Here is a 26955-nt window from a genome sequence, read left to right as displayed (position 1 = left end):
CCCGGCATCCGGCCGCGGCCCCGCTCCTCACGTCGAGGAGCGGGGCCGCGGTCGTCTGTTCCCCCGCCCCCGGGCGTCAGGACCATAATCCGAAACGGAAATGACAGCCACCGGGGACGGCGCTACCTTGCGACGAGCGTCCTTCCCTCCCCGCCCGTCCGAAGGGAGCCCCCGTGGGCCCGCACAGCGAGCAGCGCACCGGCCTGCTCTACGGCTTCGCCGCCTATGGCATGTGGGGGCTCCTCCCCCTCTACTGGCACCTGCTGGAATCCACCGGCGCCTTCGAGGTGCTCGCCCAGCGCATGGTGTGGTCCCTGCCCACGGCCCTGCTGATACTCCTGATGCTCCGCCGCTGGTCCTGGATACGCGCGCTGCTGAAGCAGCCCGCCAAGCTCGGCCTGGTCGTCCTCGCCGCCGCCGTCATCTCCGTCAACTGGGGCCTGTTCATCTGGTCCGTCACCGTCGGCCGGGTGCTGGAGTCCTCCCTCGGCTACTTCATCAACCCGCTGGTCTCCATCGCCTTCGGCGTCCTGCTGCTGCGCGAGCGGCTGCGCCCCGCGCAGTGGGCGGCCGTCGGCATCGGCGCCACCGCCGTCGCCGTGATGGCCATCGCCTACGGCCGGATGCCCTGGCTCTCCCTCGGCCTCGCCTTCAGCTTCGCCACGTACGGGCTGATCAAGAAGCGGATCCGGCTCGACGGGGTGGAGGGCTTCAGCGCCGAGACCGCCATCCAGTTCCTCCCCGCGCTCGGCTTCCTGATCTACCTCGGCGTCACCGGCCAGGGCAGCTTCACCGCCGAGGGCCCGGGGCACGCCCTGCTGCTCGCCTTCTCCGGCATCGCCACGGCCCTCCCGCTGATCTTCTTCGGCGGCGCGGCCGTCCGGCTCCCGCTCTCCACCATCGGCCTGCTCCAGTACCTCGCCCCCGCCTTCATGTTCGTCCTCGGCCTCCTCGTCTTCCACGAGGAGATGCCCCCCGAGCGCTGGGCCGGCTTCGCCCTCGTCTGGGTAGCCATCTGCCTCCTCACCTGGGACGCCCTCCACACCGCCCACCGCACCCGAACCACCCTCCGCGAGGCCGAGGCCCGGGCGGCACGGCATGCGGCGGAGACGGGGGCTCCGGACACGCCGCGGGAGGCGGCTCCGGCTTCCCTGGAGCCGGAGGCGTAGACACGTCCTCCGCCGGTCCGTACCTCCGGCCCCTGTCGGTCCCCCCGGCTAGCGTGGCCACCGACGCTGGGTCGTAGCGAGCTGACGGAGGTGGCCGGGATGGCGCTCGGGTGGAAGCTGGTGGTGGATGCGGCGGATCCGTATGCGCAGGCGGTGTTCTGGGGGGCGGCGCTGGAGTACGAGGTCGAGGACAACAGTGCGCTGATCGGGCAGTTGCTGGAGTCGGGGGCGATCGACGCGTCGGAGACGGCGGAGCACGAGGGGCGGCGCTTCTTCGCGGAGGCGGTCGCGGTGCGGCATCCGGACGATCCGGTGCAGGAGTTCACGGGGATCGGGCTCGGCCGGCGGCTGCTGTTCCAGCGGGTGCCGGAGGCCGGTCCCGGGACGAAGACGGCGAAGAACCGGCTGCACGTCGACGTGCACGCGGGCCCCGGGGCGCGTGCGGCGACGGTGGAGCGGCTGGTGTCCCTCGGCGCCCGGCATCTGCGGGACGTGGACGAGCCGCAGGGCGCCTGGTCGGTCCTCCTGGACCCGGAGGGCAACGAGTTCTGCGTCGCCTGAGGACTCGCTCCGGCCCGGCGCGGGGCGCACGTATGCTGGCGGGTCTCAGGCGGACGAGCGGGGGACGAGCAGGTGGGGAGCGGGCGGGTGCCGGAACACCGGACCGGCGGCAGGCAGTTGCTGCGGCAGGAAGTGACCGAGGGGATAAAGCGGTACATCCTGGAGAACGACCTGCGCCCCGGCGATCCGCTGCCGACCGAGAGCGCCCTGTGCGAAGCGCTGAGCGCGAGCCGTTCCAGCGTGCGGGAGGCCGTGAAGACGCTGCACGCGCTGGACATCGTCGAGGTGCGGCACGGGCACGGCACCTATGTGGGGCGGCTCAGCCTGGCGGCGCTGGTGGAGTCGCTCTCGTTCCGCGGAATGCTCGGCTCCGGCGACGACATGCGCGCGATCTCGGATCTGGTGGAGGCGCGTGAGCTGCTGGAACGCAGCATGGCCGGGCAGATCGTGGCCGGTCTCGGGCCGGAGCGGCTGGACGCGATGCAGGGTCTGGTCGAGGTGATGCGCAAGCAGGAGACGCGCGGCAGCGACGAGTTCGTGGACGCGGACCGCGCCTTCCACGCACACCTCGCCGACGCCTCGGGCAACGGCCTGATCGGCCAGCTGTCGATGGCGTTCTGGGACGTGTACGCCGTCGTCTCCCCGCATCTGAACGTCATCAGCGCCGATGACGAGCAGCACACCATCGCCGCGCACCAGCGCATCGTGGACACCGCGCGGGCCGCCGACATCGCGGGCTTCTCCGAGGCCCTCACCGAGCACTACGCGCCGGTCCGCCGGCGCCTCGCCACGGCCCAGCAGCACACCCCGGCCTGATTCGGGCCCGCACTCCCCCGCGCACGAGGCCCGCCCGGGCGCCGCGTACGCCCGGCGCCGCGCCCGCACACGCGAACCCTTGACGCTCAACTGGGCCGTCCCTAGCCTCCGTTGGAGATAGGACGTCTGACGTCACACATATTGAGGGAGCGCTCGCGCATGGAGCTGAAGCCGCGTCACCGTCTCAGAGGTCCCTGGTCCACCTGCCGCAGCACCCGCCGCCGGAGGAGCCCGGCCCGGCCCGGCGCCAGGAGCGTCGCACTCGCCGGGCTGGTGCTGGCCCTCCCCGCCCTCGGCTCGCTGTCCGCGCAGGCCGCCCCGTCGAAGAACGAGCAGGGGAACGCCACCGCCGGGGCGCTCTCGGCCCGGGTCGGCGCCCAGTGCACGGACGGCCGGCTGCGGCTGTTCCTCACCAACCGGTCGGACGCGGAGCAGACCTTCACGATCAAGGGCCCGGACGACGAGGCCGGCACCATCAGCCGCACCGTCGCCGCCGGCGAGCACCGCGCCCTGTCCTGGACCCGCCCCGACGGCCGCCCCTACGCGTTCGAGGTGACCGCGCCCGGCGGCTTCAAGAAGACCGAGAGCGGGACCGGGAGTTGCGGCCTCGGGGAGGGGAAGCCGCAGATGAACACCACCGAGCTGTTCTCCAGCAGCACCCGCTTCGAGGGCATGCTGGGGCCGGACGGCAAGGAGTACACCGGCACCTCCAAGTCCGTCCGCATCCCCGCCATGGCCGTCACGAACAACGGCACCGTCCTGGCCGTGACCGACGCCCGCATCGACGGCAGCGCCGACCTGCCGGGGAACGTGCAGATCGGGATGCGGCGCAGCACCGACAGCGGGCAGACCTGGAGCACGCCCGAGATCGTGCAGCACAGCGACACCACGAAGGAGGGCTCCGGGGACTCCAGCCTGCTCGTCGACCGCGAGACGAACCGTGTCTTCCTCTTCTACAACCACAGCCCCGAGGGCACCGGCTTCTTCAACCGGGACTCCCGCGTGAACACCCCCGACGATCCCAACAGCCTGCACATCCGCTACCGCACCAGCGACGACGACGGCCGGACCTGGAGCGAGCCCGTGGAGCTCAACCCGCAGGTCAAGAGCACCACGTGGATGAACCTCTTCGCCGCCTCCGGGCACGGCATCCAGACCGACGGCGGACGCCTGATCCAGCCGATCGTGTACCGCACCGAGGACGACGTCACCCACGCGACGAACATCATCAGCGACGACCACGGCCGGACGTGGCGCCCCGGCGCGAAGGCCGGATCGCTCGTCAACGAGAGCAAGGCCGTGCAGCGCGGCAACGGCGACATCGCGCAGAACATGCGGCACAACACGATGAAGAACCGCAACTACGCGACGTCCCCCGACGGTTCGGCGCCGTACGGGGAGATGAAGTCCTCGGACGTCCTCGTCGACCCGCGCAACAACGGCGACGAGATCTCGTACCTGAAGCCGGGCCCGGGCGCCCCGGGGCTCACCCGCACCGCGCTGTTCAGCAACACCGCCTCCGCCACGGCCCGCGAGAACCTGACCGTCCGGCTGAGCACCGACGACGGGGCGAACTGGAGCCACGACGCCGTCATCGAGCCGGGCGAGGCGGGCTATTCGACGATGGCGGTGCTGGGCGACGGCTCCGTCGGCAACCTGTACGAGGTCGACGGCTTCGGCGGCATCTTCTTCTCCCGGTTCACCCCGGACTGGATCAAGCAGTGAGCGTCAGGCGGTGACGTCCCGGCTGGTGAAGCGTGCCCAGGCGGCGGAGCCGAACACCGCCGCGTAGAGCGCCTGGAGCCCGAGGTTCTTCAGCAGTCCGGCCCACAGGACCGGGTCGCGCAGCAGGTCGGCGAAGCTCAGCCAGTGGTGCGGGAAGAGATACGGGTGGACGCTGTCGAGCTGCGGGACCGTGTTCAGGATCTGCACGGTGATCAGCAGCCCGACAGTGGCCGCCATCGCCGCGACGCCGCTGTTCGTCAGCGTCGAGACGAACAGCCCGACGGCCGCCAGCCCGACCAGTGACAGCGCCACGGCGGCGGCGACGGCGAGCGCGCGCAGCAGCCCCTCGCCGAACGGGACGCTCGTCCCCGACAGCAGCGTCACCTCCCCCACCGGGAACAGCAGCGCTCCCGTGACCAGCGCGGAGAGGGCGACGACGAGGGTGGCGGCGCCGCAGAAGGCCAGCGTCGCCGCGAACTTGGCGCACAGCAGCCGCGTCCGCCCGGCCGGGGCGACGAGGAGATAGCGCAGCGTCCCGGCGTGTGCCTCCCCCGCCACGGAGTCACCCGCGACGACGCCCACCGACAGCGGCAGGAAGAACGGCAGGGTCGCCGCGAGGGAGGTGAAGACGAGGAACAGGCCGTTGTTGGTGATCTGCGAGAGGAACGCCGGACCGCCGCCGCCCGCCGCGCCCCCGTCCGCGGTCTCGATCCGCACCGCGACGCCGACCAGGACGGGGATGCCCGCGAGGACGGCCAGCAGCGCGAGGGTGCGCCAGCGGCGGAAGGTCACGGCGAGTTCGCTCCGGAACAGCGCCAGGGTCCACAGCGGCGAGACCGGCCGCGCGGCCGCCCCGGTACCCCGGCCGTCGGTCCGGACGTCAGTCCGCGACATCGAAGCCCTCCCCGGTGAGTGCGACGAACACGTCCTCCAGCGAGGCGCGTTCCCTGCCGAAGCCGCGTACCCGTACGTCCGCGCGCACGAGCGCCGCGTTGACCTCGGCCGGATCGACGGGGCCGCCGGAGTCGGCCGGGCCCGGCGGGAGTTCGCCGGAGACGGTCTCCTCCGTCACCCGCAGGTCGGTCAGGCCGTACTCCTTGAGGACGACCCGGGCGCGCTGCGGGTCGGGCGTGGTGACCGTGAGCCGGTCCCGGGCGCCGGAGGCCATCTCGGCGACGGTGCCCTGGGTGACGAGCCGCCCGCGGTTCATGACGGCCGTGTGCGTGCAGACCTGCTCGATCTCGTCCAGCAGGTGCGAGGAGAGGAAGACGGTGATGCCGTCGTCCGCCAACTCCCGTACCAGGGAACGGATCTCGCGCATGCCCTGCGGGTCGAGCCCGTTCGTCGGCTCGTCCAGGACGAGGAGTTCGCGCGGCTGGAGGAGCGCGGCGGCCAGCCCGAGCCGCTGCTTCATGCCCAGCGAGTACGCGCGTGCCTTCCGGCCCGCGGCGGCGGCGAGCCCGACCCGCTCCAGCGCCTCCCCGACGCGGCGGCCGCGGGTGCGCGGGTCGGCCGTGGGGTCGGCGGCGTCGAACCGGGCGAGGTTGTCCCGGCCCGAGAGGTGGCCGTAGAGCGCGGGCCCCTCGATCAGCGCGCCGACGCGTGGGAGGACGCGCCGCGCGGCGCCCGGCATCGGCTCGCCGAGGACGCGGGCGCTGCCGGACGTCGCGTCGATGAGGCCGAGCAGCATGCGGATGGTGGTGGTCTTGCCGGAGCCGTTGGGCCCGAGGAAGCCGAAGACGCTGCCGCGCGGCACCGCCAGATCGAGCCCGTCGACGGCCAGCCCGCCGCGGCGGTACCGCTTGCTCAGCCCACGCGTCTCGATGACGGGGCCACCGCCCGCGACGGGCGACGGCTCCGCTCCCCGCGCGTCCGCCGCCGACGCGTCGGTCACCGTCGCGTCCCCTGCCGTTGCGTCCGCTGCTGCCATGGGCGCTGCTCCAGACCGTGCTCCGATACCGCGCGGGGGCCGTGCGCCGCCCGGCAGCCGCCCCGGTGACGGGGGGGCTGGGGCGGCGGCGCACGGCCCACGCCGTTGCTTGCCTCCGGCCGGTTCGGTCGCCTGCCGCCGGCTACTTGCTGTCGGCCTCGGCAGCCTTGATCAGGCCCTCCTTGGTGACGGCGCCGACGTAGACCGTCCCGTCGTCGGTCAGCAGGGCGTTGACGAGGCGGGTGCTGACGACGCGGCCGGTGCCGAACTCGCCCTTGGCCTTCTCGGTGAAGCTGTCCAGCAGCTGGCCGCCCTGGCCGGCGGCGCCCGCGAGCCCCTCCGGCCCCTTGATCTTCGCGATCGAACCCCAGCCCTCGCCAAGGACGTTCACCCCGGACGGCCCGCCCTTGCCGTCCTTGGCGGCCGGACCGCCCTCGGCGCCGGGCAGGCCGGGCAGCGCGGGCAGCGGCTTCGCGGCGGGGCCTTCGCCCCGGCCGCCGTCCGAGCCCTGCTCGATGACCTCGGTGCCCTTCGGCGGGGTGAAGTCGAAGGTGCCGGCCTCGGGCTTGGCGAAGTCGACCTTGGTGTAGGCGATGTCAACGGCGGGCTTGCCGCCGTCCTTCGGGTTCAGCGTGAACTTCAGCGGGGTGCCGTTCTCCGCGTCGACCGCGATCCGGGCGGCCTCGACGGTGGAGTCGGGGGCGCCCTTCGGCGCGATCACGAGCTGATAGGCGTCCCGCCCGGCGACGTTGGCGGTGCCGTCGACCGTCACGGACGTGGTCTCGTCGGCGGCCTTCAGCGCCTGCCGCGCGGCCTCCTTCGGGGTGACGTCCTGCAGGCCGGCGGCGGGGCCGTGGCCCTCCGGCTTCTGGTGCGCGCCCGCGGGCGCCTTCGCGTGGTGGGCGGTGTCGTTGCCGCTGTCGTAGGCCCACACCTCGCCGCCGTTGCGGATCAGGCTGTACTCGGAGGTGTCCTCGACGACGGACAGCCGCTGCTTGTCCGGGCCGTCGGCGGCGACGCGCAACGTGTGCTCGCCGGAGGCGAGTTGCATCAGCTTGTCCTGCGGCGCGGTGCCCCGACCGGCCCCGTCGCCCGGGCCCTCGCCCTCGGCCCCGTGCTGCTGCGGGCCGCCGAACAGGCCGCCCTCGCCTCCCTCGGCAGCGGCGCCCGAGGCGCTACCGCCGCTCATGCCGGGCAGTTCGGGCAGCCCCAGGTCGGTGCTGACCCGGACGGTGCCGGACAGCTGCTGGACGTCGGAGGACGCCATCTTCGCGACGAGTTCCTCGGCGGAGATCTTCGGCAGGTCGGGCGCACCGGCGCTGGCGAGCGCGGGCACGAATCCGACCGTCGCCGCCGCGAGGCCCGCGACCGCCACCGGTACGCCGTACCGCACGGCCTTCCTGCGGCCGGGCGCCGCGGGCCGCGGCTCCACTGCGGGCTGCTGCGGCGGCAGTTGGGAGCTGCCTTCCGGCTCGCCCGGCTGGATCTGTGCCATCTGTGCCTACCTCCGTGTCGGTGGCGGTCGGACTGCGCACGCGTCCATCCCCTGCCGCCATTGTCCCCGGGCGGCCCCCGAAACGGTCCGGGTGTGCGGGAGACGGTGTGCGTCCATGGCATCAGGTTCCGGGGCACGCGTCGTCAGCCGCTGGGGCCAACTCCGCGTAGTCCTGGGGGATGACACGGTCCCGTCCGACCCCGAGAGCACCCTGAGGGGCACCCGGGCGGGGCCGGTGGTCAGCCCGCGCGGTGGACGACGGCGTCGCAGAGTTCCGAAAGCGCGGTCTTGGCGGCGCAGTCGGGCAGCGGGCCGAGCATCGCGCGGGCCTCCTCCGCGTACCGGACGGTGTCCCGGCGGGCCTTCTCCAGCGCGGAGTGGGCTCGGAGCCTGCGCAGCGCCTCGGCGTGCCGGCCGTCGTCGGACAGGTCGCCCTCGAGGAGTTCGCACAGGGCGCGGTCCTCGTCGGTGCCCGCCTCGGACGCGGCGTGCGCCCGCAGGTGCAGCACGGGGAGGGTGGGGATGCCCTCGCGCAGGTCGGTGCCGGGCGTCTTGCCCGACTCGTGCGAGTCGCTGGCGACGTCGAGGACGTCGTCGGCGAGCTGGAAGGCGGTGCCGATGCGCTCGCCGTACTGGGTGAGGATCTCCACGACCGACTCGTCGGCGCCGGCCATTATCGCGCCGAACCGTCCGGCCACCGCGATCAGCGAACCGGTCTTGCCCGCGATCACCTCGAGGTAGTGCTCGACGGGGTCGCTGTGCTCGCCGGGGCCCGCGGTCTCCAGGATCTGGCCGGTGACCAGCCGCTCGAACGCCTCGGCCTGGACGCGGACGGCCTCGGGGCCGAGGTCGGCCAGTATCCGCGAGGCGCGGGAGAAGAGGAAGTCGCCGGTGAGGACGGCCACCGAGTTGTCCCAGTTGGCGTTGGCGCTGGGGACCCCGCGGCGCACATCGGCCTCGTCCATCACGTCGTCGTGGTACAGCGTCGCCAGGTGCGTCAGCTCGACGACGACGGCGGCCGGCACCACTCCGGGCGCGTGCGGGTCGCCGAACTGGGAGCCCAGCAGCACCAGCAGCGGACGGAAACGCTTGCCGCCCGCGCGGACGAGGTGCTGGGCAGCCTCCGTTATGAACGGGACATCGCTCTTGGTGGCCTCGAAGAGACCTTCTTCGACGGCCGCCATCCCTGATTGGACGTCAGCTTCGACAGCGCTGTCCCGCACGGTCAGTCCGAAGGGCCCGACGACGGTCACGAGGGGTACTCCTGTCTGCGTACGATGAATGAACGATCAAGTGTGATCGTGCGGTGTCTCAATAACTCAGTGCCACCATCTCCCGGCAGCGTATCCGGTCACCCGGTGATCACCGTCGGCGCCCGTCCAGCACGTCCGACTGGCGCCGGATCCGGGCCTTCCTCCGCCCCCGCGCGGTATGTTGCACGTCACCCCGCTCCACGTGGTTTGCCGTGCACGGCCGGGGAAGCAGAGGCACGCGAATCACCGACGCCCCTGGAGTTGCTCGTGGCCCCGCCGCCCAATTCAAGCCATTCGTCCGACGACGACGGCGGCCGGGGGTCCCCGCAGGGAGCTACGGCGAGTGACGCGCCGGTTGCCTCCGGCTCCGGTATGCCCGCCACCGCGGACGACGAGCGGTCCTTTCTCGGCCATCCTCGGGGCCTGCTGCCGCTGAGCGGCCTGGAGGTCTGGGAACGGTTCTCGTTCCTCGGGATGCAGGCGATCCTCGTCCTGTACTTCTCCGACACCGTCGCCAACGACGGGCTCGGCATGGCCTCCGGCACCGCCGCCTCCGTCGTCGCCGCGTACGGAACGCTGGTCTACCTCGTCTCCGTCGCGGGCGGCTGGCTCGCCGACCGCATCCTCGGCGCCTACCGGGCCGTCCTCCTCGGCGGCATCCTCATCGCCTGCGGCCACTACTCGATGGCCGTGCCCACCGCCGCCATGACCTGGGTCGGGCTCGGGCTGATCATCCTCGGCACGGGGCTGCTCAAGCCCAACGTCTCCTCGATGGTCGGCAAGCTCTACACGACCGAGGACGAACGGCGCGACGCCGGCTTCGCGCTGTACTACATGGGCATCAACATCGGCGCCTTCCTCGGCCCGCTCGTCGCCGGCTGGCTCGGCCAGAAACAGGGCTGGCACTGGGGCTTCTCCGCCGCCGCCGTCGGCATGACCCTCGGCCTGATCCAGTACGTGCTCGGCCGCCGCGACCTCGCCGGCCGCAAGCACGCCGCCGAGTACGCGCTGCCGCACGCGGCGATGCGCCGCGCGGTCTGGCTGATCGTGGCGGGCGCCGTCGTCCTCGCCCTCGTCGCCGTGCTGCTCAGCGGAACGGGCTGGCTGTCCATGGCGAAGGTCGTCGACCTGGCCTCGTTCGTCTCCGTGCTCGCGCCCGTCGCGTACTTCGTGGTGATGTTCCGCAGCCCCCGCGTCAGCTCCGAGGAACGCGGCCGACTGCGGCCCTACATCGTGCTGTTCGCCGCCTCCGTCGTCTTCAACCTCGTACTGTTCCAGTCGTACTCGACGATGACGCTGCTGGCCGCCGATCACGCCGACACCGAGGTCTTCGGCTGGGAGTTCCCCTCCACCTGGTACAACTCCGTGCTCGGCGTCGTCGAGGTGCTGTCGGCGCCGGTCATCGCCGCGCTGTGGGTCAAGCTCGGAACGCGGCAGCCGCACGCCTCGCGGAAGATCGCGCTCGGTGTCGTCCTCGGCGGGCTCTCCTTCCTCGTCATGGCCTGGGCCACCAGCGGACGCACCGGTGACGACTGGAAGATGGCCGTCTGGTGGATGGTCGCCGCCTTCGTCCTCCTCGGCTCCGGCGACGTCATCCTCCAGACCACCGGCATGTCCGCCACGACGAAGCTCGCGCCCGCCGCGTTCTCCAGCCAGACCATGGCCCTGTGGATGCTGTCCCTGGCCCTCGCCAACGGCATCCAGGCGCAGACCGTCAAGCTGTACGACCAGCTGTCGGCCCCCGTCTACTTCGGCCTCAACGGCGGCATCACCGTCGTCTTCGGCCTCGCCGTGATGGCGGCGCTGCCCTGGCTGCGCCGCACCATGGCGCCCGTCCACTGAGCCGCCCTCCCCCGACGAGCAGACGCAGAGGTTTCCTTGCACATCCGCACCGCCGAGTCCTTCCCGCACGAAGTGCTGCGCGAGGACGTCCGCATCCCCCTCCCCGACGGCACCCGGCTCTACGCCCGGATCTGGCGGCCCCGCACCCAAGCGCCCGTCCCGGTCCTGCTGGAGTACCTCCCCTACCGGCTCAGCGACTGGACCGCACCCCGCGACGCCCAGCGCCACCCCTGGTACGCGGGCCACGGCTACGCCTCCGTCCGCGTCGACGTCCGCGGGCACGGCAACTCCGAGGGCATGCCGGGCGACGAGTACGACGAGACCGAACTCGCCGACGGCGAAGCCGTCATCGCCTGGCTCGCCGCGCAGCCCTGGTCGACCGGGAAGGTCGGCATGTTCGGCATTTCCTGGGGCGGGTTCAACAGCCTCCAGCTCGCCGCCCGCGCCCCCGAGGCACTGAAGGCCGTCGTCACCGTCTGCTCCGCCGACGACCGGTACGACAACGACGTGCACTACATGGGCGGCTCCGTCCTCGCCGTCGACATGCACGCCTGGGCGTCCACCATGCTCGCCTTCGTCTCCCGCCCGCCGGACCCGGCGCAGGTCGGCGACGCCTGGCGCGGCATGTGGCGCGACCGGCTCGAAGCCGTCGACCCGTTCATCCACACCTGGCTGGACCACCAGACCCGCGACGACTACTGGAAGCACGGCAGCGTCTGCGAGGACTACTCCGCCGTACGCGCCCCCGTCCTCGCCGTCGGCGGCTGGCACGACCCGTACCGCGACACCGCGCTGCGCCTCGTCGAACAGCTCCCCCGGCACAGCACAGCCCCCGTGCGCGCGCTGATCGGCCCCTGGTCGCACCAGTACCCCGACCGCGGCCTGCCGCCCGGGCCCGCCATCGGCTTCCTGCAGGAGACGCTGCGCTGGTGGGACCACTGGCTCAAGGACGAGGACACCGGCGTCATGGACGAGCCGCTGCTCCGCGCCTGGATCAGCGAATCCCACCCGCCGGCCACCGTCTACCCCGAACTGGACGGCCGCTGGGTCGGCGAGGACCACTGGCCCGACGCCGTCACCATGACCCCGCACACCCTCCCCGGCGCCCCCGGCGAACGCGTCCGGGTGTGCTCGCCGCAGCAGACCGGCCTCGACGCGGGCCGCTACTTCCCCTTCGGCAACGACTCCGACCTGCCGCCCGACCAGCGCGAGGAGGACGGCCGCTCCGTCTGCTTCGACCTGCCCGAACTCACCGGCCGGCTGGAGATCCTCGGCCGCCCCCGCGTCACCCTGCGCCTCACCTCCGAGGTCCCGCGCGGCCAGGTCATCGCCCGGATCTGCGACGTGGCGCCCGACGGCTCCTCCACCCTCGTCACCCGCGGCGTGCTCAACCTGTCCGCGCGGCACGGCCGCGACACCGTCCACACCTGGGAACCGGGCACCACCGAGGACGTCTCCTTCGAACTCAACGGCATCGGGCACGCCTTCCCCGCCGGACACCGCATCCGCGTCGCCCTGTCCTCCGCGTACTGGCCGTGGATCTGGCCGCAGCCCGGCAGCGAAGCCGGCTGGAGCGTCGAACCGGCCGCCAGCGGCGTCGAGTTCCCCGTCCGCGACACCTCCGGCGACGCGGAGCGGGCACCGATCACCTTCGAGGCGCCGGAGCAGGCGGAGCCGCTCGGCGTCGAATACCCGGAGGTGCCCGACCAGCGGCCCGAACGGCTCGTGGTGCGGGACGTCGCCGCCGGCACCTGGAAGCTGGAGGTCGACCCGCGCTACGGCGGCACCCGGATCTACCCGGACGGCCTGGAGTTCACCGAGGACGCGCTGGAGACGTACACCGTCCAGGAGTCCGACCCGCTGAGCGCCCGCACCCGCTCCGACTGGTCGATCCGCCTGCACCGCCCCGACCTCGGCTGGGACGCGCGCGTACGGGTCCGCTCCGAGATCACCACCGACGGCGCCGACTTCATCACCGACAACGAACTGCTGTGCAGCGAGGGCGACCAGGAGTTCTTCCACCGCACCTGGCAGCGCCGCATCCCGCGCACGGCGGGGTGACCCTGCCGTGCGGGGGCCGGCGCCGTCCGGCCCCCGCACGGCCCACTGCCACCGGCCCCGGATAGCGTCCCCGTATGGAGCAGAACGTGGACGGGCCGAGCGACGGCGTGTACGTGGGCAACGCGGGAGCCGACGCGGCGCTGGACCGCGGCTGGCTGCTGGGCCACTTCAAGGACGCCGGCGACCCGCGGCACAGCGAGGACGTCGAGATCAAATGGGGCGTCCACCCGCCCGGCGACGAGCGCGCGCAGTGGGCCACCGGCGAGGTACGCACCGCGCTGCTCGTCCTGATCAGCGGCCGCTTCCGCGTCGAACTCCCCGGCCGCAGCGTGCTCCTGTGCGCACAGGGCGACTACGTGGTGTGGGGCAAGGGCACCGACCACTCCTGGTACGCCGAGGAGGAATCCGTCGTCCTCACCGTCCGCTGGCCCTCCGTCCCCGGCTACCGGATCCCCGACGCACCCGCCTAGCCGTCCCCCTCCGCCCCGGCACCGGCCACCACCGCGAGCACACCCTCGCCGTACGTCGTCAGCTTCTTCTCACCGACCCCGCTCACCTCGCCCATCTCGGCCAACGAAGCGGGACGGCGGACGGCGAACTCGCGCAGCGTCGCATCGTGGAAGATCACGTACGCCGGGACGCCCTGCTCCCGCGCCTGCTCGGCCCGCCAGGCCCGCAGCGCCTCGAACAGGGCGAGATCGGCACCCGACAGATCCTCCGCCGCGGCCGGCGCCGAAGAACGCGAGCGCCGCTCCCGCGGCAGCGCGGCCGCCTTCGCCTCGTGCCGCAGCCGCACCTCGCGGTCGCCCCGCAGCACCAGCTGACTGTCCTCGGACAGCACCAGCGTGCCGTGCTCGCCCTCCACCCGCAGCAGACCGCCCGCCAGCAACTGCCGTACGACACCGCGCCATTCGGCCTCGCTCAGATCGGCCCCGATCCCGAAGACCGACAGCTCGTCGTGCCGGAACTGGCCCACCTTCGCCGTACGCCGCCCCCGCAGAATGTCCACGATCTGGCCCGCGCCGAACTTCTGCCCCCGCTCCCGCTGGAGCCGCACGATCGTCGACAGCAGCTTCTGCGCCGGAACCGTGCCGTCCCACGACTCGGGCGGGTTCATGCAGGTGTCGCAGTTCCCGCAGGAGGTGGCGCCGCCCTCCAGCTCCTGCCCGAAGTAGGCCAGCAGCTGCCTGCGGCGGCACTCGACCGTCTCGCACAGCGCCAGCATCGCGTTCAGATGCGCCGCCGCACGGCGCCGGAACGCCTCGTCGCCCTCACCGCTCTCCGTCAGCTTCCGCTGCTGGATCACGTCCTGGAGGCCGTACGCCATCCACGCCGTCGACGGCAGCCCGTCCCGGCCGGCACGGCCCGTCTCCTGGTAGTAGCCCTCGACTGACTTGGGCAGATCGAGATGGGCGACGAAGCGCACGTCCGGCTTGTCGATACCCATGCCGAACGCGATCGTCGCCACCACCACCAGGCCGTCCTCCCGCAGGAACCGCGACTGGTGCCGCGCACGCGTCCCCGCGTCCAGTCCCGCGTGGTACGGGACGGCCGCGATGCCCTGCCGGGACAGGAACTCGGCGGTCTTCTCCACCGAATTCCGCGACAGGCAGTAGACGATCCCGGAATCGCCCGCGTGCTCCTCCCGCAGCAGCTTCAGCAGCTGCTTCCTCGGGTCGCTCTTGGACACGATCCGGTACTGGATGTTGGGCCGGTCGAACCCGGCGACGAAATGCCGGGCCCGGTCCATGCCGAGCCGCTGCGTGATCTCCTGGTGCGTGGCCTCCGTCGCCGTCGCCGTGAGCGCCACCCGCGGCACGTCCGGCCAGCGCTCGCCGAGCAGGGACAGGGCGAGATAGTCCGGCCGGAAATCGTGCCCCCACTGGGACACGCAGTGCGCCTCGTCGATCGCGAACAGCGAGATCTCGGTGCTGCTCAGCAGCTCCAGCGCCGACTCCGTACGCAGCCGCTCGGGCGCGAGATACAGCACGTCGAGCTCACCGGCCCGGAACTGGGCCTCCATCACCCGGCGTTCGTCCAGATCCTGCGTGGAGTTGATGTACCCCGCGCGGACGCCCAGCGCCTCCAGCGCCTTGACCTGGTCCTGCATCAGCGCGATCAGCGGCGAGACGACGACGCCCGTACCGGGCCTGACCAGGGCCGGGATCTGGTAGCACAGCGACTTGCCGCCGCCGGTCGGCATGAGCACGACGGCGTCGCCCCCGTCGACCACGTGGTCGACGATCGCCTCCTGCTCACCGCGGAACGCCTCGTACCCGAAGACGCGGTGCAGCACCCGCCGCGCCCGGCTCTCCCCGTCCCCCGGCGCCGTCTCCAGCGCCGCGGCCACCGGGCCCGGGGCAGCCGCGCCGGCGTCCGCCTCCGCGCCCGGCCCGTCCGCCCGGCCCCAGTCGGCCTCCGGCACCGGCTCGTCCCACGGGGGTTCCTCACCCCACATCCCGGGGTCGTCACCCCACGTGGCCGGGTCGTCGCCCCACATGCCCGCGTCGTCGTGCACGCCCGCACCGCTCCCGGCTGTCTCGCCCCTGCTACCCATGCCAGCCACCCTAGGCCGCCCGACCGACACCCTTCACACCCTTCCCGCCACACCAGCCGCCCCGGTCACGAGCCGGCCCGGTGCACAGACCCCGCGCCCCAGCGTCCCCACCGGAGCCACCGCACGCACCGCACCGCGACGGAGCCGAAGCCGTCGGCCCGGAGCCCGCCAACGCGCCTCCCCCACAGCCCTGTTGACGCGCCGCCCCGGCGAACGGAGCGCCCGCCCCGCACATACCTCGCCCGCAGCGCACGGCGCGGAGGCCGCACACCACCGGCATGACCACCCGTCTCGCGGAACCGGCCGCACCGCTCCCGCCCGAGCACCAGGACGTCCCGGCGGCCCGGACCGCCGGGCCGCACCCCGCTCCGTACGCGCCTGACCACAGGACGCGACGGCCGGTGAACGATGCCGGACGGTTCCGGTGCGGGACCGGGCGCTGCTTTCCGGTCACGTCGCTTTCTTGTGGGCGGAAACAGCCGAACCAGTAGTGCGCCCACCGCACAGCGGATAGATTCCCGAACTGTCATCGACTCTCTTCCAGTAGTTGAGGGTGACCAGCCCCGGGGCAGTGGCCGCTGCCGCCGGGGCACTCCCGTGCCCAGGGGGCCGGGTGCACCTGAATCGCGAACCTTCGGAACGGGGCGCCAACTCCCCCTATTCGACGGCCGCGTGGGCGCCGAGACCTATGAGCGAGACGCCCGTGACGCGTTCGGCGTTACGCAGGATCTTCGGACGGCGCAGGTACGGCAGGAGCAGCGCCGCCAGCGAGGCGAGGACCGCCATGTAGGCGACGACGACCGCGGCGTCGACGACGGCGAACAGCAGCGTCGAGGACAGGACGGGCGCGTCCTTCGGCAGCACCTGCGGGAGAACCGCGACGTAGAACAGCCCCGTCTTCGGGTTGAGGATCCCCGCTATCAGCCCCGTACGCAGCCCGGACCACGCCGAACCGGACGCCGGCGCCGGACCACCCGCGGACGGCTCCGCCGGTGCCTCCGCCTCGCTCCCGCCGTCCGGCTTCCGGGCGGCGCGGGCCGACCGCCGGGCGTTCCACAGGGTGTGCGCCCCGAGCCAGAGCAGATACGCGGCACCCGCGATCTTCACCACGGTGAAGGCCACCGCCGACTGCTGGAGAACGACGGCCAGACCGAACGCCGCGGCAACACCCCAGGCCAGCGCGGACACGGCCGTACCCGCACCGACCGCGAACGCCTCCGCCCTGCCACGCAGCCCACTGCGGACGACGAGCAAGGTGTCGGGCCCGGGCATGGCCGTCAGAACGAGAGAGACGCCGAGGAATGTCAGCAACATCGACAACATGCCGCCCAGACTGCCTCATCTCCGGCCCCGCAGCACCGAGTTATCCACAGGCAGCCACTTATCCACAGCAAGAGACTCCTCTTCTCCCCCTCCCCAGAAATCCCCGTACGTTGTCCGCATGACGGAGGGGACAACGCGACCGACGCACGGCGCACCGACGGAGAACGACCACAGCACGGATCCCAACAGCGCAGGCCGCGGCCTGCGCCGCTCATCGATCCTGATGGCAGCGGGAACGGTGGTCTCCCGCGCGACGGGCATGCTCCGGACGGTGCTGCAGGCCGCCGCCCTCGGCACGGGCCTGCTCGCCACGACGTACAACCAGGCCAACACCGTTCCGACGAGCCTCTACTTCCTCCTCATCGGCGGCGCGCTGAACTCCGTCCTCGTACCGCAGCTCGTCCGCGCCAGGGCCGAACACGCCGACGGCGGGCGGGCGTTCGAGCAGCGGCTCGTGACCCTCGTGATGTGCGTCCTGGGCGTGGGGACGGCGCTCGCCGTATGGGCGGCACCCCAGATAGTCAGCCTCTACCAGCAGGACACCCCGGAGAACCACGAAGCCTTCGAACTGACCGTCGTCTTCGCCCGGTTCCTGCTCCCGCAGATCTTCTTCTACGGACTGTTCAGCATGCTCGGCCAAGTGCTCAACGCCCGGGAGCGGTTCGGGGCCATGATGTGGACGCCGGTGCTCAACAACATCGTCCTGCTGACCATGTTCGGCATCTACCTCGGCATGATGACCGTGCCCGACAGCGTCTCGGACATCACCCCGGCACAGGTGACCCTGCTCGGCCTCGGCACCACGGGCGCCCTCGCCGTACAGGCCCTCGCCCTCGTGCCCTACACGCGAGCCGCCGGCTTCCGCTTCCGGCCGCGCTTCGACTGGCGGGGCACAGGACTGCGGAAGAGCGTCACCGCCGCACGCTGGACCCTGCTGTTCGTGCTCGCCAACGTCGTCGCCAGCACCCTCGTCACCCGCTACGCCTCGGCCGCCGACCAGGCCCTGCCGAAGGACGGCGTCGGCTTCACCGCGTACAGCTACGCACAGACGATCTGGATGCTGCCGCAGTCCGTCATCACCGTCTCGCTGATCACCGCCCTGCTGCCGCGCATGAGCCGCGCCGTCGTCGAGCACCGGCTGGACGACCTGCGCGCCGACCTCTCGCGGGCCCTGCGGGTGAGCGGTGTCGTCATAGTCCCGGCCGCGTTCTTCTTCGTCGCGTTCGGGCCGCAGACGGCACAGCTGCTCTTCTCGCACGGGACCGCCGACGCGGCCTCCGCCCAGCCACTCGGCCACATGCTCCAGGCGTTCGGGCTCGGGCTGATCCCCTTCTCCGCCCAGTACCTGCTGCTGCGCGGCTTCTACGCCTTTGAGGACACCCGCACCCCGTTCTGGATGGCCGTGTGGATCAGCGGCGCCAACATCCTGCTCGCCACCGGCTGCCACCTGCTGCTGCCCGCCCGGTGGTCGGTGACGGGCATGGCCGCGGCGTACGGCGCCAGTTACGCGATCGGGCTGCTCGTCACGGCGCTGCTGCTGCGGCGGAAGCTCGCCGGCCGGCTCGACGGCAAACGGCTGTGCCGCACCTACGGCAAGCTCACCGCCTGCGCCGCGGCCGCCGCCGGAGCGGGCTGGCTCGTGGCACGCGCCGCCGCGGGCACGGCGATACCGGAGAGCTGGACGGCAGACAAGAGCTGGGAGACGTGGGCACCCGTACTGGGCGTGACCGCGGGCGGCGTCACCATGCTGCTCCTGTTCGTGCTCCTCGCCCGGCTGCTGCGGATCACCGAACTCCGCGCCGTCCCGGGGCTTCGGTAAGGGGGAGGGGCAGAGGGAGGGGGTGGGGGGCGGGGGGGGGGACCCCACCCACCCGACATGCCCGGAATCCGGTACCCCCCGTCCGCCCACAGAACATCCGCCCCCGTGAACCAGTGACCACGACGTGTTCGCGGTCGTAGTCTGAGCTGGCCCGTGACCGACGATCTCGAAGGCGAGGCTGCGCCCATGACGGCCCAGAGGGACACCACGGCGACCGCCGGAGCTCACCCGCTCGACCTGCCCCACGACGACCCCTTCGGCCCGGACAACCTTCCCTACGGTGTGTTCACCACCGGCGGGGAGCAGGATGCCGCGCAGGCCCGGGTCGGTGTCCGGTACGGCGCGTATGTCCTGGACGCGGCGGCGGTCGCCGAGGCGGTCGGTTCCGCGCACGCCCCGCTGCTGCGGCAGCCGCTGCTCAACCCGTTGATGGCCGCGGGCCGCCCCGTCTGGCAGGCCGTCCGGGCCGAGCTGCGCGGCTGGCTGACCGATCCGGCGCACCGTGACACCGTCACCCCGCACCTGCACCCGCTCGAACAGGTCCGGCTGCGCCTGCCTTTCGAGGTCGCCGACTACGTCGACTTCTACGCGAGCGAGCACCACGCCACCAACGTCGGGAAGATTTTCCGGCCGGACAGCGAGCCGCTGACGCCCAACTGGAAGCATCTGCCGATCGGTTACCACGGCCGGGCGGGCACGGTCGTCGTCTCGGGGACGCCGGTCGTCCGCCCGCAGGGCCAGCGCAAGCCGCGGAACGAGGCCGTCCCGTCGTTCGGGCCCTCGCAGCGGCTGGACATCGAGGCGGAGGTCGGCTTCGTCGTCGGCACCCCGTCGGGCATGGGTGAGGCCGGTGTCCCGCTGTCGGGCTTCCGGGAGCACGTGTTCGGCGTGACGCTGCTCAACGACTGGTCGGCGCGGGACATCCAGGCGTGGGAGTACGTGCCGCTCGGCCCGTTCCTCGGCAAGTCCTTCGCCACCTCGGTCTCGCCGTGGGTCACGCCTCTCGACGCGCTGGACGCGGCCCGGACGGCCCCGCCCGCGCGGGACGCCGACGCCCCGCTCCTCCCCTATCTCGACGACTCGGCGAGCGCCGATCCTGAGGGCCTGGACCTGCGGATCACCGTCACCCTGAACGGCCACACCGTCGCCGAGCCGCCGTTCTCCACCATGTACTGGACGGCGGCGCAGCAGTTGGCGCACATGACGGTCAACGGTGCTTCGCTGCGTACCGGCGATCTGTTCGCGTCCGGCACCGTGAGCGGGCCGGAGCCGGGGCAGCGCGGTTCGCTGCTGGAGCTGACCTGGGGCGGCAGCGAGCCGCTCGAACTCCCGGACGCCAAGCGGACGTTCCTGGAGGACGGCGACGAGGTCACCCTCTCGGCCTGGGCGCCGGGCCCGAACGGCACCCGCATCGCTCTCGGCGAGGTCACGGGCACCGTCCACCCGCCCGCGACGGCCTGACACCCCTCCCCCGGGCCCGGGCCGGTCACGGACCGGCGCGGGCCCGGGCGGCAGCCCAACCCCTCCGCGACCAACCCGAGTTCGCCCGGTGTCCCAGCCCCGTCACGGTACGGCTGCGGGCGCACGATCCCGCACGTCCTGTCGGTGCCCGCTGCTAGATTGACGCGTACCTGAAATCCGCCTGACCGGCGCGACGCGGACCCGGCGCCGATGCGGCCCGTCCCGTCCGGCCGACGCGGCGGACGGATGACGCATCACGTACTCAACGGAGGGAAAGACGTGCGCACTTCGGCACGGATCACGGGGGTCGCCGCGGCAGCGGCCGCCGCTGCACTGCTGGTCGGCGGTTGCAGCAGCGGCAGCGACAAGGGCGGTTCCGACTCGCCGGGCGACAGCGGCGGCAGCAGCCAGGGTTCGCAGGAGGGCGGCGGCGGTTCGCACGTCGACGCGAAGGCGCTCCAGGGCGGTTGGGCGACCAGCCTCACGGGGGACTCGTCCAAGGACACCCTGATCCTGGCCGTGGCCAAGGACCGGGTCGTGCTGCTGGGCAAGGCGAGCTGCTCCGGCACGGTCGCCGCCGACAGCAGCCCGGTGTCGCTGGATCTCACCTGCCAGAAGGGCGGGGACTACAGCAAGGGCACCGTCGAGCACGCGGACGCGAAGAAGATGACGGTCAAGTGGGAGTCGGGCGAGACCTCGGAGTTCACCAAGGCGTCCGACACGGAGGGCAACCCGGCCGAGGGTCTGCCCACGGATCTGCCCACCGAGCTGCCCTCGGGCGCCGGCGACCTGCCGTCGGATCTGCCGACCGACGCGGCGCAGCTCCCCAACTGAGCGGGCCCCGGCCCCGGAGAACCAACTGAACCGGCCGGGCAGCGTCCCGACACACGCGTGCCCGGGAGGTCCTGGCGACCTCCCGGGCACGTGTCGTGCGGTGACCGGCGCTCAGCGTGCGGTGTCCAGTACCTCGCTGAGCTTGTCCCAGCGTGCGATCTCGCAGCCGTTGGACCGCTCGAAGTCGGCGTCGACGGGGCGTCCCTGCCAGGTGCCCTCGACGTGGGCGGTCTCGGGGCCGCCGTGGATCATGGTGCACTTCTGGTTCTTGGGCGTGGCGGCGAAGGCGTCCTTGCCCCACTCGGTGTTCTCGTCGAGCTGGTCGCAGGCGCCCTGGGCGTTGGGGTGGTTGCCGCCGACGGGGTGGCACTTGAGCCGGTAGGTCCGCTGGTCGGCGGCCTGGCCGGTCTTCGAGACGGTGACGGTGAGGCTGTCGGGCGCGGCTTCGGAGGGGGCGCCGAGCAGCTGGCCGCCGAGGGACTGCGTGGGTCCGTCCGGTGCGTGGTGGACGGGCGGCAGCGGGAGCGGCGCGGCGGTGGCCGGTGCCAGTGCGGCGGTGAGGGTGGCGGCGGAGGCGAGGACGGTGACGGCGGCGAGTCTGCGGATCAGCATGACGGGTTGCTCCTGGAGCGGGACGTTCCTACGGGACGGTGCGGGGCGCATACACACACCTGGCATGCACACCCCATACGCCCCGTGAACGCCCCGTACCGCCCCCGGTCACGCCCCGGGCCTCCACGCCACCCGAACGTGTCACCCCCGGCGCCGGTTGCCGTCCGCGCATGTCACCCGCCCGTGTCCGTCCGCAAAAACGGGTACGCCCGGCCCCCGCGAGGGGAGCCGGGCGTACCCGTGCCGGTTCAGCGTACGAAGGTGCTCGCCTGGGATGCCAGGTCGAGGAAGTACTGCGGGGCGATGCCGAGGACGAGGGTGACGGCGACGCCGATGGCGATGGCGCTGCTGGTCATCACGGAGGGCACGGCCACGGAGGGGCCGTCGGCCTTCGGTTCGCTGAAGAACATCAGCACGATGACCCGGATGTAGAAGAACGCGGCGATGGCCGAGGCGATGACGCCGACGACGACGAGTGCGCCCGCGCCGCCCTCGGCGGCCGCCTTGAAGACGGCGAACTTGCCCGCGAACCCGGAGGTGAGCGGGATTCCGGCGAAGGCCAGCAGGAACACCGCGAAGACGGCGGCCAGCAGGGGTGAACGGCGGCCCAGTCCGGCCCATTTGGACAGGTGGGTGGCTTCGCCGCCGGCGTCCCGGACGAGGGTGACGACGGCGAAGGCGCCGAGCGTCACGAACGAGTAGGCGCCGAGGTAGAAGAGCACCGAGGAGATGCCCGCGTCCGAGGTGGCGATGACGCCGGCGAGCAGGAACCCGGCGTGTGCGATGGACGAGTAGGCGAGCAGCCGCTTGATGTCGGTCTGGGTGATCGCGATGACGGCGCCGGCGAGCATCGTCAGGATCGCCACGCCCCACATGACGGGCCGCCAGTCCCAGCGGAGGCCGGGGAGGACGACGTACAGCAGCCGGAGCAGGGCGCCGAAGGCGGCGACCTTGGTGGCGGCGGCCATGAACCCGGTGACGGGAGTGGGTGCGCCCTGGTAGACGTCCGGGGTCCACATGTGGAACGGGACGGCGCCGACCTTGAACAGCAGGCCCATCAGGACCATGGCGCCGCCGATGAGGAGCAGCGCGTCGGTGGCGGTGGTGCTGGCGAGGAACGGGGTGGTGGTCTGTTCGGCGCCGGAGATGACGCGGGCGATGCCGCTGTAGTTGACGGTGCCGGCGTAGCCGTACAGCAGGGCGACGCCGAACAGCAGGAACGCGGAGGAGAAGGCGCCGAGCAGGAAGTACTTGACCGCGGATTCCTGGGAGAGGAGCCGGCGGCGGCGGGCGAGGGCGCAGAGCAGGTAGAGCGGGAGGGAGAAGACCTCCAGGGAGATGAACAGGGTGAGGAGGTCGTTGGCGGCGGGGAAGATCAGCATGCCGCCGACGGCGAAGAGGAGCAGCGGGAAGACCTCGGTGGTGGTCCAGCCGGCGCGGTTGGCCTCGCGTTCGCCGTCGCCTCCGGGGACGGCGGCGGGCTGTGCGGCGAAGGAGTCGACGCGGGCGCCGTGCGCGGCGGGTTCGAGGCGGCGTTCGGCGAAGACGAACACGGAGACGAGGGCGACGAGGAGGGTGACGCCCTGGAGGAACAGCGCGGGCCCGTCGACGGCGATGGCGCCCATGCCGGCGACCTGGGCGCGGCTGGTGCCGTGTCCGGCGACGGCGAGTCCGACGACGGCGGCGAACGCGGCGGCCAACCCGAGTGCGGAGAGCAGGAGTTGGCTGACGTACCGGGCGCGGCGGGGTGCGAAGGCTTCGACGAGGATGCCGAGGACGGCGGCGCCGAGCACGATCAGGGTGGGTGAGAGCTGCCCGTACTCGATGCTGGGTGCCTGGAGCTGTTCGGCGCCGAGGGTCCACCTGCCGGGGACGGGTGCTGCTGTGCCGAGGGCGCTGTGTGCGGCGGTGTGGATGTCTGCCGCTGTGGTGAGTGCGCTCACTCGTGGTCACCTCCGGGCGTGTAGTCGAACCAGCCCTTGTCGGCGACTGGATGCTCCGGTTTCGGGTCGGTCTTCCGTACGTCGGACAGGGTGTGTTCGACGGCGGGGTTCACGACGTCGGTGAGCGGCTTGGGGAAGACGCCCAGGAAGATCAGGAAGGCGATCAGCGGGGCGACGACGGCGAGTTCGCGGGCCCGCAGGTCCGGCAGCCGCTTGATCTCTTCCTTCTCCAGCGGTCCTGTCATGGTGCGCTGGTAGAGCAGGAGGACGTAGAGGGCGGCGAGGATGATGCCGGCGGTGGCGACGATTCCGGCGACCGGGTAGCGGCTGAACGTGCCGACCAGGACGAGGAATTCGCTGATGAAGGGTGCGAGTCCGGGCAGTGACAGGGTGGCGAGTCCGCCGACGAGGAAGGTGCCGGCGAGGACGGGTGCGGCCTTCTGCACGCCGCCGTAGTCGGCGATGAGCCGGGAGCCGCGCCGGGAGATGAGGAATCCGGCGACGAGCATGAGGGCGGCGGTGGAGATGCCGTGGAAGACCATGTAGAGGGTGGCGCCGCCCTGGCCCTGGCTGGTCATCGCGAAGATGCCGAGGACGATGAACCCGAAGTGGGAGATCGAGGCGTAGGCGATGAGCCGTTTGATGTCGCGCTGGCCGACGGCGAGCAGCGCCCCGTAGAGGATGCTGACGAGGGCGAGGCCGATGACGACGGGGGTGGCCCATCCGCTGGCGCCGGGGAAGAGGCCGAGGCAGAAGCGCAGCATCGCGAAGGTGCCGACCTTGTCGACGACGGCGGTGATGAGCACGGCGACGGGTGCGGTGGCTTCTCCCATGGCGTTGGGCAGCCAGGTGTGCAGCGGCCACAGCGGGGCCTTGACGGCGAAGGCGAAGAAGAAGCCGAGGAAGAGCAGGCGTTCGGTGCCGGTGGCCATGTCGAGTTCGCCGGAGGCGCGGGCCTCGGTGATGGCCTGGAGGGAGAAGGTGCCTTCGCCGAGCTGGTCGGCGGTGACGACGTACAGGCCGACGACGGCGGCGAGCATGATCAGGCCGCCTGCCAGGTTGTACAGCAGGAACTTGACGGCGGCGTAGCTGCGTTGTTTGGCGCCTTCTTCCTCGCCGGCGCTGTGGGCGCGGTCTCCGAAGCCTCCGATGAGGAAGTACATCGGGATGAGCATGGCTTCGAAGAAGATGTAGAAGAGGAAGACGTCGGTGGCGGCGAAGGAGATGACGACCATCGCCTCGACGGCGAGGATCAGCGCGAAGAAGCCCTGGGTGGGTCGCCAGCGCCGTCCGGTGGGGGCGTCTCCTTCGGCGGGGTCGGCGTCGTGCCAGGCGGCGCCGATGACGAACGGGACGAGCAGGGCCGTGAGTCCGATCAGGGCCGCGCCGATGCCGTCGACGCCGAGTTCGTAGCGGACGCCGAAGTCGGCGATCCAGGCGTGTGATTCGGTGAGTTGGTAGCGGTCGCCGCCGGGTTGGAAGCGGAGCAGTACGGTGGCCGCGAGGGCGAGGGTGCCCAGGGAGACGAGCAGGGCCAGCCATTTGGCGGCGGTGCGCCGGGCCGCGGGTACGGCCGCGGTGGCGACGGCGCCGACTGCGGGCAGTGCGGCGGTGACGGTGAGCAGGGGGAATCCTGCGGTGGCTGTGGACATGACTCAGACCGCCCTCATCAGCAGGGTCGCGGCGACCAGGACGGCCGCGCCTCCGAACATCGAGACCGCGTAGCTGCGGACGAAACCGTTCTGGACCTTGCGGAGCCGTCCGGACAGTCCGCCGAAGGAGGCGGCGGTGCCGTTGACCATGCCGTCGACGGTTTTGTGGTCGATGTAGACGAGTCCGCGGGTGAGGTATTCGCCGGGCTTGACGAGCGCGACGTGGTTGAAGTCGTCCTGGAGGAGGTCGCGTCGGGCGGCGCGGGTGAGGAAGCTGCCGCGCGGCGCGGTCTTCGGTACGGGGCGCTGCCCGTACTGGGTCCAGGCGACGGCGACGCCGGCGAGCAGGACGACGATGGTGGCCGCGGTGACGGTGAGGGCGCTGACGGGCGGGTGTCCGTGCTCGAAGGTGGTGACGGGTTCGAGCCAGCCGACGAAGGAGTCCCCGGCCTTGAAGAGTCCGCCGGCGAAGACGGAGCCGAAGGCGAGCAGGATCATGGGGATGGTCATGGACCTGGGGGATTCGTGCGGGTGCGGTGCGTTGCCTTCCGCGTCGGGTTCCCAGCGCTTCTCGCCGAAGAAGGTCAGCAGCATCACGCGGGTCATGTAGTAGGCGGTGATGCCGGCGCCGAGGAGGGTGACGGCGCCGAGGATCCAGCCCTGGGTGCCGCCCTTGGCGAAGGCGGCCTCGATGATCTGGTCCTTGGAGAAGAATCCGGAGAGGCCGGGGAAGCCGATGATGGCGAGGTAGCCGAGGCCGAAGGTCACGAAGGTGACGGGCATGTACTTCCGCAGGCCGCCGAATTTGCGCATGTCGACCTCGTCGTTCATGCCGTGCATGACGGAGCCGGCGCCGAGGAAGAGTCCGGCCTTGAAGAAGCCGTGGGTGACGAGGTGCATGATGGCGAACGCGTAGCCGATGGGGCCGAGTCCGGCGGCGAGGACCATGTAGCCGATCTGGGACATGGTGGAGCCGGCGAGGGCCTTTTTGATGTCGTCCTTGGCGCAACCGACGATCGCTCCGAAGAGGAGGGTGACGGCGCCGACGATGACGACGACGGTCTGCGCGTCGGGGGCTCCGTTGAAGATGGCTCCGGAGCGGGTGATGAGGTACACGCCGGCGGTGACCATGGTGGCCGCGTGGATCAGTGCGGAGACGGGGGTGGGGCCTTCCATGGCGTCCCCGAGCCAGGACTGGAGCGGCACCTGGGCGGACTTGCCGCAGGCGGCGAGGAGCAGCGTCAGCCCGATGGCGGTGAGCATGCCTTCGCTGGCGGCGCCGGCGTCGGAGAGCACGGGCGCGAAGGCGAAGCTGCCGAAGGTGGTGAACATCAGGAAGATGGCGATGGCGAGTCCGGCGTCGCCGACGCGGTTGACGAGGAAGGCCTTCTTCGCCGCGGTGGCCGCGCTGGGCTTGTGCTGCCAGAAACCGATGAGGAGGTACGAGGCGAGGCCGACGCCTTCCCATCCGACGTACAGCAGCAGGTAGTTGTCGGCGAGGACGAGCAGCAGCATCGCCGCGAGGAACAGGTTGAGGTAGCCGAAGAAGCGGCGGCGGCGTGCGTCGTGCTCCATGTAGCCGACCGAGTAGAGGTGGATGAGTGTGCCCACCCCGGTGATCAGCAGCACGAAGGTCATGGACAGCTGGTCGAGCTGGAAGGCGACGTCCGCCTGGAAGCCGCCGACCGGCACCCAGCTGAACAGGTGCTGGTGCATGGCCCGTCCGTCGGCGGGCCTGCCGAGCATGTCGAGGAAGAGGACCGCGGCGAGGGCGAAGGAGGCGGCCGCGAGCAGGGTGCCCAGCCAGTGCCCGGTGCGGTCGAGTCGCCGCCCGCCGCACAGCAGCACGGCAGCGCCCAGCAGCGGGGCTCCGACGAGCAGTCCGATCAATGACTCCACTGG

The 26955-nt window shown here is 71.8% G+C and carries 20 protein-coding genes; 10 read left to right on the top strand and 10 right to left on the bottom strand.

What is annotated here, in order from left to right:
* Positions 1-173: 173 nt before the first annotated feature.
* The 4 genes from rarD (at position 174) to HCC30_RS24205 (ending at position 4271) form a co-directional block, all read left to right on the top strand.
* Positions 174-1169 carry an EamA family transporter RarD gene (gene rarD / locus HCC30_RS24220; protein WP_169444883.1) on the top strand — a complete coding sequence of 332 codons (996 nt, stop codon included), beginning with the start codon at positions 174-176 and terminating at the stop codon, positions 1167-1169.
* 99 nt (positions 1170-1268) lie between these two features.
* A complete protein-coding gene (locus tag HCC30_RS24215; RefSeq protein ID WP_169444882.1) occupies positions 1269-1730 on the top strand; it encodes a VOC family protein in 462 nt (153 codons plus the stop codon).
* A gap of 87 nt (positions 1731-1817) precedes the next feature.
* Positions 1818-2546, top strand: a complete 729-nt coding sequence (locus tag HCC30_RS24210; RefSeq protein ID WP_169444881.1) for a FadR/GntR family transcriptional regulator — start codon at positions 1818-1820, stop codon at positions 2544-2546.
* 159 nt (positions 2547-2705) lie between these two features.
* Positions 2706-4271, top strand: a complete 1566-nt coding sequence (locus HCC30_RS24205) for an exo-alpha-sialidase (RefSeq protein ID WP_169444880.1) — start codon at positions 2706-2708, stop codon at positions 4269-4271.
* 3 nt (positions 4272-4274) lie between these two features.
* On the opposite strand, the gene HCC30_RS24200 is transcribed toward HCC30_RS24205, so the two are convergent.
* The 4 genes from HCC30_RS24200 to HCC30_RS24185 form a co-directional block, all read right to left on the bottom strand.
* Positions 4275-5165 carry an ABC transporter permease gene (locus HCC30_RS24200; protein ID WP_169444879.1) on the bottom strand — a complete coding sequence of 297 codons (891 nt, stop codon included), beginning with the start codon at positions 5163-5165 and terminating at the stop codon, positions 4275-4277.
* The gene (locus HCC30_RS24195; protein ID WP_169444878.1) at positions 5152-6201 is read right to left on the bottom strand and encodes an ABC transporter ATP-binding protein; all 1050 of its coding nucleotides are present in this window, start codon (positions 6199-6201) and stop codon (positions 5152-5154) included. Before HCC30_RS24195 ends, HCC30_RS24200 begins: the two co-directional genes overlap by 14 nt.
* 142 nt (positions 6202-6343) lie before the next feature.
* The gene (locus HCC30_RS24190; RefSeq protein ID WP_240979845.1) at positions 6344-7696 is read right to left on the bottom strand and encodes a DUF2092 domain-containing protein; all 1353 of its coding nucleotides are present in this window, start codon (positions 7694-7696) and stop codon (positions 6344-6346) included.
* A gap of 239 nt (positions 7697-7935) precedes the next feature.
* On the bottom strand, positions 7936-8949 hold the full coding sequence (locus tag HCC30_RS24185; protein ID WP_169444877.1) for a polyprenyl synthetase family protein: 1014 nt from the start codon (positions 8947-8949) through the stop codon (positions 7936-7938).
* 372 nt (positions 8950-9321) lie between these two features.
* Here HCC30_RS24185 and HCC30_RS24180 point away from each other — a divergent pair, with 372 nt between their 5' ends.
* The 3 genes from HCC30_RS24180 to HCC30_RS24170 all read left to right on the top strand — a co-directional run bounded on the left by HCC30_RS24180 (position 9322) and on the right by HCC30_RS24170 (position 13322).
* On the top strand, positions 9322-10791 hold the full coding sequence (locus HCC30_RS24180) for a peptide MFS transporter (RefSeq protein ID WP_169444876.1): 1470 nt from the start codon (positions 9322-9324) through the stop codon (positions 10789-10791).
* 36 nt (positions 10792-10827) lie between these two features.
* Positions 10828-12852 (top strand): CocE/NonD family hydrolase, encoded by a 2025-nt coding sequence (locus HCC30_RS24175; RefSeq protein WP_169444875.1) that lies wholly within the window; start codon positions 10828-10830, stop codon positions 12850-12852.
* 74 nt (positions 12853-12926) lie between these two features.
* Positions 12927-13322 (top strand): signal peptidase I, encoded by a 396-nt coding sequence (locus HCC30_RS24170; protein WP_169444874.1) that lies wholly within the window; start codon positions 12927-12929, stop codon positions 13320-13322.
* On the opposite strand, the gene recQ is transcribed toward HCC30_RS24170, so the two are convergent.
* Both recQ and HCC30_RS24160 read right to left on the bottom strand, forming a co-directional pair.
* Positions 13319-15352 (bottom strand): DNA helicase RecQ, encoded by a 2034-nt coding sequence (recQ, locus tag HCC30_RS24165; RefSeq protein ID WP_240979853.1) that lies wholly within the window; start codon positions 15350-15352, stop codon positions 13319-13321. The genes HCC30_RS24170 and recQ overlap by 4 nt on opposite strands.
* A 714-nt stretch (positions 15353-16066) precedes the next feature.
* The gene (locus HCC30_RS24160; RefSeq protein ID WP_169444873.1) at positions 16067-16732 is read right to left on the bottom strand and encodes a LysE family translocator; all 666 of its coding nucleotides are present in this window, start codon (positions 16730-16732) and stop codon (positions 16067-16069) included.
* Positions 16733-16850: 118 nt separating this feature from the next.
* Here HCC30_RS24160 and murJ point away from each other — a divergent pair, with 118 nt between their 5' ends.
* The 3 genes from murJ to HCC30_RS24145 all read left to right on the top strand — a co-directional run bounded on the left by murJ (position 16851) and on the right by HCC30_RS24145 (position 20846).
* Complete coding sequence (gene murJ, locus HCC30_RS24155) at positions 16851-18551, top strand: murein biosynthesis integral membrane protein MurJ (protein ID WP_169444872.1); 1701 nt, start codon at positions 16851-16853, stop codon at positions 18549-18551.
* A 186-nt stretch (positions 18552-18737) separates the two neighbouring features.
* The gene (fahA, locus tag HCC30_RS24150; RefSeq protein ID WP_169444871.1) at positions 18738-20012 is read left to right on the top strand and encodes a fumarylacetoacetase; all 1275 of its coding nucleotides are present in this window, start codon (positions 18738-18740) and stop codon (positions 20010-20012) included.
* A gap of 279 nt (positions 20013-20291) precedes the next feature.
* Positions 20292-20846, top strand: coding sequence for a hypothetical protein (locus HCC30_RS24145; protein ID WP_169444870.1), 555 nt, complete (start codon positions 20292-20294; stop codon positions 20844-20846).
* A 111-nt stretch (positions 20847-20957) separates the two neighbouring features.
* Here HCC30_RS24145 and HCC30_RS24140 read toward each other — a convergent pair whose 3' ends face one another.
* The 4 genes from HCC30_RS24140 to nuoL all read right to left on the bottom strand — a co-directional run bounded on the left by HCC30_RS24140 (position 20958) and on the right by nuoL (position 26952).
* Positions 20958-21458 (bottom strand): SSI family serine proteinase inhibitor, encoded by a 501-nt coding sequence (locus HCC30_RS24140; protein ID WP_206324253.1) that lies wholly within the window; start codon positions 21456-21458, stop codon positions 20958-20960.
* 248 nt (positions 21459-21706) lie between these two features.
* A complete protein-coding gene (nuoN, locus tag HCC30_RS24135) occupies positions 21707-23374 on the bottom strand; it encodes an NADH-quinone oxidoreductase subunit NuoN (RefSeq protein ID WP_169444901.1) in 1668 nt (555 codons plus the stop codon).
* Between the two features lie 23 nt (positions 23375-23397).
* On the bottom strand, positions 23398-25053 hold the full coding sequence (locus tag HCC30_RS24130) for an NADH-quinone oxidoreductase subunit M (protein WP_169444869.1): 1656 nt from the start codon (positions 25051-25053) through the stop codon (positions 23398-23400).
* A 3-nt stretch (positions 25054-25056) separates the two neighbouring features.
* Positions 25057-26952 (bottom strand): NADH-quinone oxidoreductase subunit L, encoded by a 1896-nt coding sequence (gene nuoL / locus HCC30_RS24125; RefSeq protein ID WP_169444868.1) that lies wholly within the window; start codon positions 26950-26952, stop codon positions 25057-25059.
* Positions 26953-26955: the final 3 nt, after the last annotated feature.

It is taken from the genome of Streptomyces sp. HNM0574, from assembly GCF_012726235.1.
Lineage (GTDB): Bacteria > Actinomycetota > Actinomycetes > Streptomycetales > Streptomycetaceae > Streptomyces.
Note: the sequence above shows the minus strand (reverse complement) of the source record. Positions and strands in the feature narration are given on the sequence as shown.